This window comes from Chelativorans sp. YIM 93263 (assembly GCF_028767125.1).
Classification (GTDB): domain Bacteria; phylum Pseudomonadota; class Alphaproteobacteria; order Rhizobiales; family Rhizobiaceae; genus Chelativorans.
Genome location: NZ_JAKCWP010000005.1, coordinates 104,789 through 120,386, shown reverse-complemented (window position 1 = coordinate 120,386; position 15,598 = coordinate 104,789). Strand labels below are relative to the sequence as shown.

Annotated in this window: 13 protein-coding genes; 12 read left to right on the top strand and 1 reads right to left on the bottom strand. The window is 60.5% G+C overall.

The window, feature by feature from the left end; all coding sequences use genetic code 11:
* The first annotated feature begins 122 nt into the window (after window positions 1–122).
* The 8 genes from LY631_RS12035 to LY631_RS12000 all read left to right on the top strand — a co-directional run bounded on the left by LY631_RS12035 (window position 123) and on the right by LY631_RS12000 (window position 7,927).
* A complete protein-coding gene (locus LY631_RS12035) occupies window positions 123–257 on the top strand; it encodes an ABC transporter (protein WP_274425636.1) in 135 nt (44 codons plus the stop codon).
* 126 nt (window positions 258–383) lie between these two features.
* Window positions 384–1,031, top strand: a complete 648-nt coding sequence (locus LY631_RS12030; RefSeq protein WP_274425635.1) for a hypothetical protein — start codon at window positions 384–386, stop codon at window positions 1,029–1,031.
* 128 nt (window positions 1,032–1,159) lie between these two features.
* Window positions 1,160–1,747 carry a protein-S-isoprenylcysteine O-methyltransferase gene (locus tag LY631_RS12025; RefSeq protein ID WP_274425890.1) on the top strand — a complete coding sequence of 196 codons (588 nt, stop codon included), beginning with the start codon at window positions 1,160–1,162 and terminating at the stop codon, window positions 1,745–1,747.
* A 301-nt stretch (window positions 1,748–2,048) separates the two neighbouring features.
* A complete protein-coding gene (locus LY631_RS12020; RefSeq protein WP_274425634.1) occupies window positions 2,049–2,831 on the top strand; it encodes a hypothetical protein in 783 nt (260 codons plus the stop codon).
* A 46-nt stretch (window positions 2,832–2,877) separates the two neighbouring features.
* Window positions 2,878–3,798 carry an SDR family NAD(P)-dependent oxidoreductase gene (locus LY631_RS12015; protein WP_274425632.1) on the top strand — a complete coding sequence of 307 codons (921 nt, stop codon included), beginning with the start codon at window positions 2,878–2,880 and terminating at the stop codon, window positions 3,796–3,798.
* Between the two features lie 253 nt (window positions 3,799–4,051).
* Entirely contained in the window at window positions 4,052–6,259 is a 2,208-nt protein-coding gene (locus tag LY631_RS12010) for a TonB-dependent receptor (RefSeq protein ID WP_274425631.1), read from the top strand.
* 10 nt (window positions 6,260–6,269) lie between these two features.
* Window positions 6,270–6,650, top strand: a complete 381-nt coding sequence (locus LY631_RS12005; RefSeq protein WP_274425630.1) for a hypothetical protein — start codon at window positions 6,270–6,272, stop codon at window positions 6,648–6,650.
* The gene (locus LY631_RS12000; RefSeq protein ID WP_274425629.1) at window positions 6,647–7,927 is read left to right on the top strand and encodes an MFS transporter; all 1,281 of its coding nucleotides are present in this window, start codon (window positions 6,647–6,649) and stop codon (window positions 7,925–7,927) included. The genes LY631_RS12005 and LY631_RS12000 overlap by 4 nt, the downstream gene beginning before the upstream one ends.
* Before the next feature lie 29 nt (window positions 7,928–7,956).
* On the opposite strand, the gene LY631_RS11995 is transcribed toward LY631_RS12000, so the two are convergent.
* Complete coding sequence (locus LY631_RS11995) at window positions 7,957–9,144, bottom strand: MFS transporter (RefSeq protein WP_274425627.1); 1,188 nt, start codon at window positions 9,142–9,144, stop codon at window positions 7,957–7,959.
* A gap of 119 nt (window positions 9,145–9,263) precedes the next feature.
* Between LY631_RS11995 and LY631_RS11990 the strand changes: the two genes are divergently transcribed.
* From LY631_RS11990 to LY631_RS11975, 4 genes are read left to right on the top strand one after another with little or no spacing between them, the layout of a single operon-like run.
* Entirely contained in the window at window positions 9,264–11,033 is a 1,770-nt protein-coding gene (locus tag LY631_RS11990) for an IucA/IucC family protein (protein ID WP_274425626.1), read from the top strand.
* Window positions 11,034–11,037: 4 nt separating this feature from the next.
* On the top strand, window positions 11,038–12,132 hold the full coding sequence (locus LY631_RS11985; protein WP_274425624.1) for a GNAT family N-acetyltransferase: 1,095 nt from the start codon (window positions 11,038–11,040) through the stop codon (window positions 12,130–12,132).
* Window positions 12,132–13,970, top strand: coding sequence for an IucA/IucC family protein (locus tag LY631_RS11980; RefSeq protein ID WP_274425623.1), 1,839 nt, complete (start codon window positions 12,132–12,134; stop codon window positions 13,968–13,970). The genes LY631_RS11985 and LY631_RS11980 overlap by 1 nt, the downstream gene beginning before the upstream one ends.
* The gene (locus tag LY631_RS11975) at window positions 13,967–15,277 is read left to right on the top strand and encodes a lysine N(6)-hydroxylase/L-ornithine N(5)-oxygenase family protein (protein WP_274425622.1); all 1,311 of its coding nucleotides are present in this window, start codon (window positions 13,967–13,969) and stop codon (window positions 15,275–15,277) included. The genes LY631_RS11980 and LY631_RS11975 overlap by 4 nt, the downstream gene beginning before the upstream one ends.
* The last annotated feature ends 321 nt before the right edge of the window (window positions 15,278–15,598 follow it).

The window sequence follows — 15,598 nt, the reverse complement described above, 5'->3', positions numbered from 1 at the left end:
AAAGCAGCGGACGCATTTAAGTTTTGATCATTATATGTGGATGTTGTGGCTTTTATGCACTAGGCATCTTGGCGCTTTAGCACTAGGTTAGATTTATTTGGTAATGCAAAGAGGGATAAATCATGAGCAGAGTTGTTGTTATTGTGGCTACTGCGCTCGCCGTGACCAGTCTTGCTGGCTGCGTCGGAAAAGGCAAGGGCAAGGCTCCGCCGCCGGTAATGGAGCCAGCGCCGGTGCAGGCTCCAGTTTATAAGTGAGTTAAGCGAATTGTTGGACAAGAGCCCTGGTGGCTCTTGTCCAATCTATTCATTTGCTCAAGCTTTTGACGTCTATGATGGGCGGCAGAGGCGTATTTTTTGAGTCTGCTTGACGCGGGACGGAGCATGCACGACGTTTGGAGGCATCTTGTAAAGCGTTGGTGCTTGGTCGGCTTTCTTGCACTCGCTGTCACATCATGTCAGACGAACAGTGGATCGGAAGCAGAGCTAGAGCTTGCAAGTGCCTCGTCAGCTGCTCCAGCCTCGGAATCGTCAGCGACTCCATCTTCCGAAGCAACTGAAGCGCAGTATTTTATCGAGTTCCGCTCCCGCTACGCGCTCAGTTACGGTCATTCTTTCGTCATTTTCGGGCGTACGGATTCCGCGGGAAACATGATCGATCCTGAAGTGGCGGGCCTGCACCCGGCGTCGGACAGCTCCGTTCCCTATATCCTCGGTCACCTGGTGCCTGTGCCTGCGGAAACCGGATGGAGCGATGGAGATTTGGACGACCGATACATGTCTGCCAACTGGCGCATACCGCTCGACAAAGACGAATACCAGAAGGTGGTGGCAGATATACGTGAGCTGCAGAACAGCTCTCGTACCTGGCATGCCGCTTTGTACAACTGCAACGCCTTTGTTGCTGAAATCGCCCGCTCCATGGGATACAAAACTCCCTTCATCTGGCTCAAGCCACGGGTATTCATAACCAAGCTTCGAGAGATGAATGGCGGGCCGGACGCGATTGGTGTAACGCGTCCTGCCGCATAACCCGACGGCCTGAGCGTGCGGGTTCACATTGAGCTATACTATTTGCGTGCTAGATCAATGCGCCAGCGGCGACCGATGCGCCTATCGGCACGCCGACAAATGTACAGAACCGGTAAAACAACATGAACGTGTCGCTAGCTTCCGTCGGCGAAGCAATATGGGTCCTGGGAATCGTCGCCTGGTACGTCATCCGTTATTCCTTCGAGCGTAGGGCGAAGCGCGCTCGCATCGTCAAAGACAAGAACTCCCTTCTCGATAAGGTCGGGCTCGCTTCAGCGCTGTTCGGGCTTGCAATTTTTCCTGTCTTCTACGTCATCTCGGGGATTCCCGAAGCTGCCGATTTCCCCGTGCATCTTTGGACCGTTATCCTGGGTGGCGGCATCTTTCTTTCCGCGCTTGTACTCTTCCGGATAACCCACAAGTCACTGGGTAAGAACTGGTCGATTACGCTGCAGATTCGTGAGCAGCATTGCCTGGTCCGCACGGGGCCTTATGCTCTTGTTCGCCACCCCATGTACACTTCATTTCTGCTAATGGTGAGTGGTCAATTCTTTCTGTTGGCAAACTGGTTCGTCGGATTACTCGGCCTTCTTGGGTTTGCTATATTGTTTTTCTTGCGAGTCGATAAAGAAGAAGAAATGATGCTGGATAAATTCGGCCAACAATATCGAAGCTATATGGGCACGTCCAAGCGAATCATTCCATTTGTGTACTAACCCGCGCGATCGATTGTTTTTGAAACGCGATATGAGCGACAATTTTTCAGATCAAGGAGGGCTTTTCGTGGGACGAGTTATCCCCTTACAGGGGGCGGCGACGACGCAATGGGAGGTTCTTTGCCATACCCCGCGCGCCCTGAAGGCGGCTAAGGACCTGAATCAAAAGTCGGTTGGACGTGGCGTAGCGAAGCGCGTCCGTGGGACATTTCTGTCGACAACGTTTTACTCTTGTCCAGGAGCGATTTCGGCTCTGATGCAGTCTCCACCCCAAGTCCTTACCAGCCTCTAGAGAAAGCCGATGCGAGGTAGAGCGGTTAAGCTTTCCGATCCCCGGCGCCTGGTCGGCGATCTCATGCGGTTTTCGATCAAGATTCCAAGGGTTGCCGTTCAACGGCAAATGCGGCTTGAGCCGTTGGTGCAGGCAAGGGCAGGCCTGGATCCGAAACCGTCCTGGACCGTGCTGTTTCTGAAGGGCTATGCGCTTCTTGCCCAGGAAGTGCCGGAACTGCGGCGCGCGTACGTCAAACTGCCCACACCGCATCTATACGAATACCCGATGAGCGTGGCCTCAATTACGCATGAACGCAATTATAAAGGCGAACGAGCGGTTCTGTTCAGCCTCGTGAAAGGTCCGGAGCAACAATCCATACAGCGCTTGGGAGAGATTTTACGGGACGTGCGGGCCAGCCCCGTCCTTGAGGTCAAGGAGTTCCGGCGCGCCTTGAGGCTGGCGCGTGCACCAGCGTGGATCAGGCGAGCGCTGATGTGGGTCAGTCTGAATCTGGGCCGACAGCGGGCGAATTATTTTGGCACATTTCAGCTTTCCGTCTATTCGGGGCTGGGGGCGGAATCGCTTAACCCGCTCACACCGCTGACAACCCTTCTCAACTATGGCACGATTGACAATGATGGCTCCGTTTGCGTCCGCATCCACTATGACCACAGGGTTATGGATGGCGCGGATGTTGCTCGTGCGCTAGCACGGTTCGAAGAAATTCTGAACGGTGCCATCGCGGACGAACTGAAGGCGCTCGGCCGCTCGGCTGGCGATCCCGAACGACAGAGAGAGCCGAAACGGTGAGTGGAGTTGTGACAAACAATGAGATCACATTCCGATTTCGGCGCTGATGATTCCTAGTTCTGACCACACCACGACAGATTCCTTCACGGACCCATCGCACGATCGTCGAGGAGCCATTGTCGTGACTGGGGCGTCAGCGGGGATCGGCCGGGCTATTGCAAAGGTGGCTGCTCGGGAGGGCGCTGCGATCGTTCTCGTTGCACGGGCCTCGGCTGGGCTCCAAGAGGTGGCGAGGGAGGTGCGTCAAGCGGGTGGCGAACCGTTCATCCTTGAGTTGGATTTGCTGAACGATGGCGCTCCAGCACGCGTCGAGCGCTTTCTTCTCGAAAATCATCTCGTCTGCGACACGCTCGTCAACAGTGCCGGATATGGCCGGCGCGGCGCGGCGACTGCTCTTCCTCTCGATGAGCAGCTTGGCATTCTCGATCTCAATATCCACGTGCTCAGTGAACTGACGCTTCGGTTCCTCCCGGAAATGGTGAAGCGTGGTCGAGGCGGCGTAATCAATTTCAGTTCGGTAGCCGGTTTCGCGGCAGGGCCGTATATGGCATCCTACTACGCTAGCAAATCCTTTGTACGCTCCTTTTCGCAGGCACTCCACCAGGAGCTCCGCCGCACCGGAGTCACTGTCACTTGCATCGCACCGGGGCCTGTGCGGACGAACTTCCTTGCGGATTCGGGAGCAAAGCACGCCGCCCTCTTCCGAATCCTGCCGGCACTGAACCCCGACGATGTGGCCGAGTGCGCGTGGCGAGGGTTCAAATCTCGCCGACGTCTCATCGTCCCGGGCATATCAGCCAAACTTGCAGCCATGGCTGCAAGTTGGTTGCCAGCATCCTTGGTGCTGCCACTGATTGGTGCACTACAGCGCAGCGGGAACGACCCGTGCCCTTGCGGGTCGGGCAAGAAATTCAAAAACTGCTGCAGTGCTCACTCGCGTAGTCCTGCCGGTGCCAAGCAAAAATAAAGCGTGTCGGCAGTAGCGCCGAATGCACCCAAGCCTGGCATTACAAACCGGCATCCAGGGCGTGCGGAAAACGCAACTATCCACAGGCTACCTGCGATCCGATACATGCATTGATGGGAATTGGGCAGTCCAAAAGAGTTTTGTCGAGGCATTGTATCTTGACAATTACAGTCATCTTTTCTAGGAGGACGGGCAGCCAGGCCGCTGAACGCAGCTACCCAGCGACAAGAATAATAACTTGTGAGGGTGCTTCATGCTGTCGCGGATCTGGCCTTGTCTCATCTCGACCTGTCTTGTCTCTCCCGCCTTGGCACAGCAGGCGTCGCCGGGTGATGGCGCGGGCACGCTCCTTGACCGGCTGGTGGTCACGGCCGGCCGCGAGGAAAGCTCGATAGCGGGCGTTGCGCAGTCGGTGATGGTTCTGGAGCGTGACGAGATCGAGCAGGCGATGGAGATTTCGCCTAACGCCACCGATCTTGTCGAGCGCCTGGTGCCCGGCTTCTCCCCTTCCAACCAGACTATCTCCGGCGCGTCGGAGACCTTCCGCGGCCGCGGCGTTCTGATCATGGTCGACGGCGTGCCGCGCAACACGCCGCTGCGTGATGTCTCACGCATACTCTCCATGATCAATCTCGATACAGTCGAGCGCGTTGAGGTGGTGAACGGATCCTCGAGCCTTTATGGCGCAGGCGCGACGGGCGGCACGATCAACTTCATCACGAAGCGCGGAACAAGCGAAAAGCCCACCGTCACCGTTCGTACGGGGGTAACCGCCTTCACCGAAAACATCGGCAAGTCGGCCGCTCCCGAAACGAGCATCACCGTCGAGGGCCGGAAGGACAATTTCGACTACATCTTTTCCGCCACGGGTGAGCTTACCCGCCGCACCTATGACGGCTACGGCAATGAGATGGCATCCGATGCAATGCTCGGCCAGGGTGGCGGCGACCGCACCGGCTCGGCGGACCTGTTCGGTGTCCTGGGATACGAGAGCGGACCGCGGCGTTTCGAAGTGAGCGTCGACTGGACCTATGCGGAACAAAAACCAGACTGGTTCACTGACTACACGACAGACCCGGTCTCGCCGGATTTTTCCGATTCCTATACGGGCGAGCCTCTGGAGGAAAATTCCAAATATATCACCGCCAAATACACCGACAGCGCCTTCGCTCTGGGCGATTTGGAGGTGAAGGCCTATTACAACAAGATCTTCAAGCGGTCGCCCTTTACCAAGTTCTCCGCTGTCAACTCCATGGTTTACTATTCGGGCGATCCCTCGAACCCGACGGCCGCTTTCAACCAGTCTGCCCTCCATAGCGATAGGGCCGGCCTGAACCTGACGGTCAACACGCCGACCGATTTCCTTTTCGAAGGCAGCACCGTCACCTGGGGTGCGGACTACACCTATGACGAGACCAGCCAGAAGCTTACGAACGGCTGGAACGTCATCTCGCCGATGATGCAGCATTCGATTGCTGCCTTTGCACAGGCCGAGGTTCCAATCACCGACCGCTTCCGGATTCAGGGCGGTGTCCGCTTCGACCAATTCTTCCTTGACGTTGACGACTTCGAGCGGCCGGAAGCCTATGCTGGACAGTTTGGGATGGCGTTTCCGGCCATTGATGTGCTCGGCGGTTCTTTCGACTACAACGCTTTCAGCTTCAATGCCGGCGCCGTTTTCGACGTCACGGATGACCTTCAGGCGTTTGGAAACTTCTCGCAAGGCTACAGCCTGACCGACATCGGCGCCTTTACCCGCCGCGCCGGTCTGAATACCACGGCGGAAGCGTGCGATGCTTATGGGGGATTGCTCGCTTCCTTCGGCTGCGGCGGAATGCCCGATTTCACCGTCAGCTACGGCAATATCGCGCCGGAGCCGCAACTGGTGAACACCTATGAAGCAGGTCTGCGCGGCGATTGGGGCGACTTGCGCGGCAGCGTCAGCGCATACCTTTCGACGTCCAAGGACGGTGTGAACTACGATTTCGAGGCCAATCGCGTTACCCAGCAGAAGGAGCGCATCTGGGGCGTGGAGGCGAACGCCGAATACGACATCAATGCCATGTTCACGGTCGGCGGCATTCTCGGCTACACCGAAGGTAAGTACGACGAGAACGGTGATGGCTCTATCGGCGATGGCGAGTATCTGCCGAACAACCGCATTTCATCGACCTGGAAGGGCCTTGCCTACGTGAACGCGTATTTCGGCAATGGCTTCGAAGCGCGCGGCGAGGTGGAGCATTTCTCCGGGCGCGACCGCATCGAGGGCAACGAAATCGATGACGCGACGCTGGTCAATGTGGCGGTGGCAAAATCCTTCGACAATGATGGCAAGCTCAGTCTGGCCGTGCGCAATCTCTTCGACGAGGAGTATATAAACCCCAGCGCAACCGCCACGCGCGGCGCTCCGGTCGCGGGGCTGGGGCGCTCAGTCTTCGCATCCTACAAGATGACATTCTGAGGATGCGGCCATGGCCGTGCATCTGGATCGGGAAGGGGCGGTTCTGTCGCTGATCATCGACGCGCCGGCCGGGAGTGACGATCCCGAGCGGTACATCGCCGCGCTTCACGAGATTTCAGGCGTAACTGATCCGTTCGTGCTTCTGGTCACCTTCCGCATACCGCTCGACCTGCCGCAGGTACAGCGCAAGGCACAGAATCTCTGGTTCAAGGCGACGCGTGAGAAAATGAACGCGACGTGCCGCGCGACCGCCATCGTCCGCAAAAATCCCAGCGAGGAGATGCAGCGTACTTTCAGCGGATTGTGGAGCTTCCCGGTTCTCGTGACGGACAGGAGCGACGCCGCCGAACTCTTCCTCGCCGCTCATTTGCCGGAGGAGGCCGGATCATGATCGCAACGGACACATCCCCGGCGGTGGAGGCTGCCGGCAAGCCGCGCTACCGGCTCTTTGTCGTGCTGGCGGGCCTTTATCTGGCGCAAGGCATTCCTACCTATCTCTTCGCTGCCGCCCTGCCGCCGATTCTGCGCGAACAGGACGTCTCCCGCACCGCGATCGGCTTCTTTTCGATCCTGCTCCTGCCGCTGGTCCTGAAATTTCTCTGGGCACCCCTTGTGGACCGCGTACGGCCCTTTGCGAGATCCCATCGCGCTGGCTGGGTGATCATCACCCAGTGCGGCATCATTGCCGCCATTCTGTCGCTGATGGCGGTCGAGCCAAACGATGTATGGGCGATCTTCGCCATCGGCTTCCTTGCTTCGCTGCTATTGTCCACCCAGGACATCGCCACCGACGGCTATGCCTCGAAGTATCTCGAGCCGGAGGAGCGGCCGATCGGCAACGCCATCCAGGGCGGCGCGGTCGCTTTCGGGGTGATTGCGGGCGGGACAATGGGGCTCGTGCTCTACCACTACGCGGGATGGGACGTCATGCTGGGCACGATAGCCCTCATCTCTCTCCTGCCGCTCGCCGCTGCCTTTGCCATGCGCGAAACCGACCCCGCATCGGAGCAGTCCGGAGCGCGGCTTTCGCGCCCCTCTATTATGGCTTTCTTGCGCCGCCCGGAAGCGCGGCAGATCCTCTGGATCGCGCTTATCTATCGCGCAAGCGAGGGGCTGGTGAAGGCGATGGAGGGCTCGTATCTGGTCGATGCGGGCATCCCGCTTGACATCATCGGTTATCTTTCCGGCGCGTCGGCGGCCACTGCCGGTCTCGCCGGCTCGGTCATTGCAGCCATACTGCTTCGGCGCTGGGGCGTTGCACCCGTTCTCGGCCTGCTGGGAAGCTTGAGAACCGTGTGCTTCCTCGTCTTTGCACTGCATGCGTCAGGCGCCATTCTGGGCGTGTGGCCGCTCTACGGTGCCTCAGCGTTTCAGACGCTGATCCGCTATATGGAGATCGTCGCGCTCTATAGCCTCTTCATGAGCGTGACCTCCTCGGAGCAACCGGGAACCGACTTCACCATTCTCGCCTGCGGTCAGCTTATCGTCTATCTCGCCGGTTCCATGTCCTCAGGCGCGCTCGCCGATCTCCTGGGCTACAGCGCTCTCTTTGGCATCTCCGCGGCACTGTCGGGCGCGGCAGTGGTGGCAACGATGCTGATGCTGCGGGCGAATGGCGCGACTGTCGGCATGGCCGTTGCCACTCCCGGGGGAGGGCAGGGGCGATGAACACGAATTTTGCACACGTCTCCCGGTCGTTAGCTCCTGCCGGGCTTTATCGACCAGGCCGCCACTGCAATCGCCCCGGCAGGCGCGGCGCAGAAAAGGAGCGGCAACGGCGGCCACAGGGCGAAGGCGTAGCCGCCTATGACGGCGCCCGCGCCCTGACCCAGCACGTGGGCGCTCGCCAGCCATCCGGCAGCTGCACCCTGCTCGCGCGGCTGGACCCGGGAGACGAGCCAGGCGAGATAGGTGGGCGAGGCAATGGCAACACCGATTCCGCCGATGACCAGCCCCACCGCGCAGAGGGCGAACCCGCCGCTTGCGACAACGGTCAGCGCGCCAAGTGCCAGCAGGATAGAGCCCGTTGTCACGCCGATACCTTGATCGAAAGGCAGGCGGGGAATGGCGAAGACCTGAACGAGGATCATGGCTGCGGCGACAAGGGTGAGAATGAGGCCGGTGGCACTGGTGGCGGAAGAGGCTGTCAGGCCGAGCTTCGCCTCCAGTATCGGCCCCAGCATCATCTGCACCTGGCCGAAACCCACCATCAGGCAAAAGCCGATCGCCAGGAAGGGCAGAATGCGGCGGTCGAAGGGAAAGAGGCGCTTTTTCTCGTCGGTATCGAGAGCTGGGGAAAGCCGCTTCTCCCTTGGCACGAAGAGCAGACTTATTGGGCTCAGCACGAGAAGGAGGAACGGAAGCTGCGCCGCCAGGCTCGCCGTCATTGCGGCCACGGAACCGAGGATGCGTCCGGTTCCAAGCCCGGCGCTGAGCAGCGCCAGCAATCCTCGATGCTGTTCCTCGGCAGCCGACCGGCACACCCAGCTTTGCGCGACCGGGATTACCCCCGACGCGCCGAAGCCATAGACCAACCGCGAGGTTATGAGAACGGCCAGGGCGAGCAGCGGCGCCAGGGCGGTTGTCCAGATCAGTCCGGCGAGAAGAAGCTGTCCGCAAAGCACCACAAGCCCAAGTGCACACAAGGTGCGTCCATGGCCGAAGCGTGCACCGAGGGACCCGCAAATGGGTGCACCGGCGACGAAGGCGAGCGCGCCCAAGGCCGCTGCCATGCCGATTTCGCCAGTGCCGAGCCCGGTCTGCACGGCAATCAGGGGCACGAGAGCGATGAAGGCCGATTGCCCGAAGCCGATAGCGGAGACACCGAAGGCAAGCCGGCCGGCCAGCGCGCGTGCATTGGGCCGAACCCCCGCTATCTCCACCATGGTAGCGCTCCAAGCCTTCTAAATTGTATATATAATATATATAATATCTTATATCTCAATCCGTTTGGAAGGGTGGTGTTCATTCCTTTTAGGAGCTGCGCCGCTGCGGAGGTGTACCGATGTTGATCTCCGTCGATACCCTGAAATATGATCCGGCGTGCAGCCGCTTCCTGAATGCGCTCATTCGGGAATGGAGTGGATGGCGGATGGAAGAGGCGGGCTCAAGCGGCCAGCCGGAAGGCACCTCCCATATGCTTTGCCTTTCCTTGCCGGCTTCGCGTGCCGAGGTTCGCGTGCCGGTCACGCACCATTCCCGAAGCGGCTCGCATGCTTTCGCCTATCCCATGCATGTGAGCTGGAGCGAGGGCACGGCCGAGCTGATCACGCTGCCCGAGCTCGTGACCCTCCTGATGCGTGAAGCCGATATCGGCGGGCGTGCTTCCCTGAACTCTCGTGGACTCTTCTTGCGCCGTGTTCTGGACAGTGCCTGCGCGGTCGCGGAGGTGAGCGAAGCGGTTGGCGCAGAGCGCCCTTTTGCATCGGGCGATCCCTCCTTCATCGAGGCGGAGAAGGCCCTGCGCTTCGGGCACGCGGTACACCCTTCGCCGCGCAGCCGCGACGAGTTCACGAGCGAGGATTCACGCCGCTACGGTCCCGAATACGGGAATGCCTTTTCCCTGCGCTGGTGGGCGGTCGAGCCGGATCTGCTGGCTGGTGAAAGCGCGGCGCCGGTCTGCCTGGCAGGAGCCACGCAAGAACTCGCCGCACCCGATTCGGCACTCATGGAACGCACCGGGGCCGCACCCGGAAAGATGCTCATGCCACTCCATCCCTGGCAGGCAGCAAGGCTGATGCAGGAGCCATCGATCGATGCGCTTATGCGCGCCGGCCGCATAATGGACATCGGCCTGGGAAGCTCGAAATGGCGGGCGACGACCTCGCTCAGAACGGTGTATTCCTCCGATGTGGCCTGGATGCTGAAATTCTCGCTCAGCCTGCGGCTCACCAATTCGCGCCGCCTCGTGGAAGAGCACGAATGCGCGCGCGGGCTTTCCGTCTACCGGCTGCTGACGGGTCCCACCGGGGATGCACTGAAAGAGTGCTGCCCGGGGTTTCACGTTATGGGTGAACCGGCATGGCTTGCGCTCCGCGCGCCCGATGGATCTACCATCAAGGAAACAATGGTCTCCTTCCGCGAGAATCCGTTCAAGGGCGCCGATCAGCCTTCAGCCGCCGTCCTTGCCGCGCTTTGCGAACGGCACCCGGACGAGCGCGATAGCCACCTTGCCGATCTCATCCGCCGCATCGCCAAGGCCGAAAGCGAGGCGCCGGGACGCATCGCCGAGCGTTGGCTCGATCTCTTTCTAGAGGTCGCTATCAGGCCTTTTCTTATCGCTCAAGGTGAGTTCGGGCTGCTCTTCGGCGCCCATCAGCAAAACCTTGTTCTCGGCCTCCGGCAGGGATGGCCCGACCGGCTCTACTTCCGCGATTGCCAGGGCACTGGCTATGTCAGCAGCTTCCTGCCGGAGCTGAGACAGCATCTGCCGGAAGCCGGAGCGGCCAAGGACCACGTTTTCGGCGCGGACGAGGCCGCCCGCATCGTCGCCTACTATCTGTTCGTCAACGGCGCTTTCGCCGTTGTCGGCGCGCTGGCCGCCGCCGGATTTGGCGACGAGGAGGAGTTCTTCGCCCGCTTCCGCGCGTTTTTGGAAAAGCTCGCCGCCGAGCCGATCCAGGACCGGACGTGTCTCGACTATCTGCTCTCCTCGCCGACCATCGGCGCAAAGGGCAACTTCATGTTCTCGCTCGGCAACATCAACGAAAACACGGACGTTACCGACCCGCTGGCAGGCTACGTTCAACTGCAAAACCCGCTCGCCCAAAGGTGATCCGATGACCGTGCAGCCTGCCAATCGTGATTTCGCCCGTACTAACGCGTCCCGCTCAGCAATGGGACAGGGGATGACCTGGCACTATCCAGCCTCCACCAACGCGCCGGTCACGGTACGTCTTGAAACCAATGGCCGACTTGCTCTTTCGCACGACGCAGGCGAATTCCTGGCGTCCGCACGGCTTGAGCAACGTCCGGACGGAGTGAGGCTGGCGGATGTAAATCTCGACCCAGCGCGGCCCGACGCCACGCGCCTTCTGGCGGCGTTGATCGATGCCGTTTTCATCCACCTGCCCGATCTAGACCGCATCCTGCTACCCACGGCAAAAAACCTTGCCTCGGTCACCGCTCTGGCGACAGAGCTGGCGCGTGAACCGGACTCGGAACAAGAAATGGCTGTGGTTGAGCGCGCGATCTTCCGACAACTGCCGCTGTTGTGGCGCGAGCAGAAATCCCATGTAGCTTACCCCTGTCTGCGCTCGGCAATCGGGCCGGAAGACCGGCTGCCACCATTGCGCCCACAAAAACCATCGGGCGTGATGTATCGGCGCTGGGTGCCTGGAATCGGGCTGAATGTCTCACTGCGACCAATAGACCGCCGGACCGATCTTGGCCTTTTCCATCGCTGGATGAACCAGGGCCGGGTCGCGCATTTCTGGGAACTCGCCAAAAGCGAGGCCGAGCTTGACGCCTATCTCGCCGAACTGGAGACGGATCCGCACATCTTCGGCGTCATCGCCAGCTTCGATAGCGAACCGGTCGGCTATTTCGAATTTTACTGGGCCAAGGAGGATCGGCTCGGCCCCTACTACGAGCCGGAGGATTTCGATCGCGGCTGGCACGGTCTCGTCGGCAATTCGCGGCATCTCGGCCGGCCCAAGACCCGCACCCTCTTTTGCTCGGTCACGCATTACCTGTTTCTGGACGAGCCGCGCACGCACCGCATCGTGGGAGAGCCGCGCGCATCGCATCAGAAGATGCTGAGCTACACGGCGGAGATGGCTTATGACAAGGTCAAGGAGTTCGACTTTCCGCATAAGCGCGCCGCGCTGGTCTGCTGTGAACGGGACCGCTTCTTCCGTGAGGTGGCACTGTGATGATGCTTGGGCCCCATCCCGGTGGACAGGCGGTGGAGCGTGAGACTTGGACAGCGATCAACCGCGCGGCGACAGCTAAGGCGATCTCCGAGCTTGCTTACGAGGAGGCGTTTCGGCCCGTGCCGTTGGACCCGGCCGAAACGCGATGGGAACTCCGCCTCGCCTCCGGCGCAAGGTATCGCTTTGAAGCCGTGCGCCGCATCTGGGGGCAGTTGACGGTTAGTCCCGAAAGCCTGGTGCGGGACGTGTCGGGCGAAGAACAGCCCGTGGACGATGCAATCGCCTTTCTGGCGGATGCGCGCGAAACCCTCGACATATCGCCGCCGACCTTCTGCACCTATGCCAAGGAGCTCTATAACACCCTCATGGCCGATGCGCGGATCACTGCGGCTAGGGCGCATCTTGCCGCCGACGATCTTGCCGCACTCTCCGATACACAACTGCAGCGGTTTCTTAACGGTCACCCGAAGGCGTCCGCCAACAAGGGGCGTCTCGGTTGGGGGCTTGAAGACTTTGCCGGTTACGCGCCCGAATTCGGCGGCACGATAACGCTTTTCTGGCTGGCCGCCGCGCGCGAGCAATGCCGACTCTTCCTTCCCCCCGATACCGGCGAAGAGGCGCTCTTGAGCGCGGCTCTGGATGCTGGCGAAATGGAACGGCTGAAGGCCGCCTGCGCCGAGGCGGGTGTTTCGACGGAAACGCATCTGTTGATGCCCGTCCATCCCTGGCAGTGGCAAGGTGTCATTGCCGCACAGTTTGCCGGTGAAGTGGCGGCGAGGCGGCTCGTGCCGCTCGGCACCTTCGGCGATCCTTTCGTGGCGCAGCAGTCACTGCGTACGCTCGCGAATGCCCGCAGGCCGGATGCACTTCACGTCAAGCTGCCTCTCACCATCCTCAATACATCCGCCTGGCGTGGCGTGCCCGGCAAATACATGGAGATCGGCCCGGCCTTCTCCAGTTGGCTTGCGGGGATTGCCGCGCGCGATCCGGTTCTGCGCCCGCTCAAGGTGTTGCAGGAGGTGGCGGGCGCGTTCTATCCGCATCCCCACTACGAACGTATCCCGGATGCGCCCTATCAGTTCTGCGAAATGCTGGGTGCGATCTGGCGCGAGAGCCCGAATGCCTGCCTGCCGGCGGGCCATCGCGCCATGATGATGGGGGCGCTTGCACAGCGGGATGGCGCCGGCTGGCCGATTGCCAGTGCACTGATCGCCCGCTCCGGCCTTGAGTACGCCGAATGGCTCGACCGGCTGTTCGGTGCCGTCGTCATTCCTCTCTACCACTTCATGTGCCGCTATGGCGTCGGCTTCATTGCCCACGGACAGAATGTGACGGTAATCCTCGACAGAGCGGTGCCTGTCGGCGTGGCGATCAAGGATTTCCAGGGCGATGCCGACCTCGTGGACCAGCCTTTTCCCGAGCTCGAAACATTGTCCGAGTCCGTGCGCAAGGTCTTGAAGCGCCGCCCGCCGGCGCATCTTCTCCAACACCTGCAGACCGGTCATTTCGCAAGCGTGCTGCGCTTTGTTTCCGAAGCCCTCGCGGACCATGACGGGCTGGACGAGCATCTTTTCTACGCCACGCTCGCCGAGCGCCTCCGCCGCTATCAGGCCGAGCATCCGGAACTTGCCGAGCGCTTCGCGCTGTTCGACCTTTTCCAGCCGAAGGTTCCGCGCATCGCCATCAACCGTGTGCGCTTCGCCATTGGCTATGGTGATGCAGGCGAGCGCCCTGTGCCGGACCTCGGCACCGAGCTCGACAATCCTCTCTACCTCGCCGAAACGGCGCTTTCCTACCAAGCCACCGACCGATCCCTCCTGTCAGGAGCATCCCTATGACAGAATCCCTCGATCTTGCCGGAATCGGCATTGGCCCCTTCAATCTCAGCCTTGCCGCCCAGCTCGATTCAATCGCTGGGCCAGAGGTTCGCTTCTTCGACCGGAAACCGCAATTCGCATGGCATCCGGGCATGATGTTGCCGGGTGTGGAACTGCAGACGTCCTTTCTGAAGGATCTGGTGATGGCGACGAATCCGACCAGCCCCTGGTCCTTCATTGCCTATCTCGTCGCTCATAAGCGCTTCTATGAGTTTCTGAACGCCGATTTCGAAGCCGTGCCGCGCCGGGAGTTCGCACGCTATCTCGCTTGGGTGGCAGAGAACCTGCCGACGCTGCATTTCGGCCGCGAGGTGCGGGAAGTGAGCTTTGACGGCGAATTCTTCAAGCTTTCTTTTGACAGTGAGGAGCGGCTTGCCCGCAACCTGTCGCTCGGGGTCGGCCTTGCGCCGCATATACCTGCTTGGGCGGAACCCGTTATGGGCGACCGCGCCTTCCATTCTTCCGAGGCCGCATACATTCTGGACAACATAGAGGGGCGCCGGATCATGGTGGTCGGCGGCGGGCAGAGCGGCGCCGAGATCGTGCTGAATCTGTTGTTGAATGCGCCCGCTGGCACAGAAATCTCGTGGATCAGCCGAAGGCCGAACTTCCAGCCGCTGGATGACACTCCATTCACCAATGAACTGTTCACGCCGAACTATGTCGAGCGCTTTCACGCCTTGGCCGAGCCGCGCCGACGCGCCACGGTGGCGCACCAGAAACTGGCCGGGGACGGCATATCCACTTCTACACTGTGCGCCATCTACCGCCGCCTCTACGAACTCAGGCACCTCTCGGTGGAAGGTCCGCAGACAAACCTGCTGCCACATCGCGAAGTGCTCGATCTGGCGCAGGAGGGAGACGAAATGCGTTTCGTCATGCGCAACGGCTTCGACGGGGGCATAGAGACGCTCGATGCCGACGCGCTAGTGCTGGCGACCGGCTACAGCTTCGCCCTTCCGGAATGCCTTTCACCGCTCGGGGAGCGCCTGGCGCTGGACGAAAACGGTCTCCCGCGACTGGCGGCCGATTTCTCCATCCAATGGGACGGGCCGGCGGACTGCCGCATATTCGCGCTCAATGCCGGGCGATTCAGCCATGGTATCGCCGAGCCGCAACTGAGTTTGATGGCTTGGCGCAGCGCCATGATCGTCAACGCGCTCATGGGTCAGCGGCACTTCGATCTCGAGCATCCCGCGCACTTCATGTACTGGACGGGAGAAGACAACCGCGCACAGCCGGCCGGAGCCTCGGCGCTTAGAGCCTGAGGTGGTGCGGCGTCAGCTGCTTTAGCCTCGCACTCTTTCGCGCCCTCTATCTGCCATGCACGAGGGGGAGATTGGCTGTCATCTTGCTTTCGCAAGCGCCCAACGCTGCGGATCATCGATGGGGGCCTCTTTCAGACTTTCGTTTCCGCTGTAACGCGGGAAAAACGAAAGTGATCTTAGGACAATGTTTACCCGCGATCCCTGTCCAAGCGCGGCTTCTTGCGATACCGCCCTGAATCCCAAGATGCGCGTCTTTGAGACCTGTTTCACAAAGCACGTTATATTCGTTTGACATTCGCAATTTCTTCGTTTTAGTTTCAC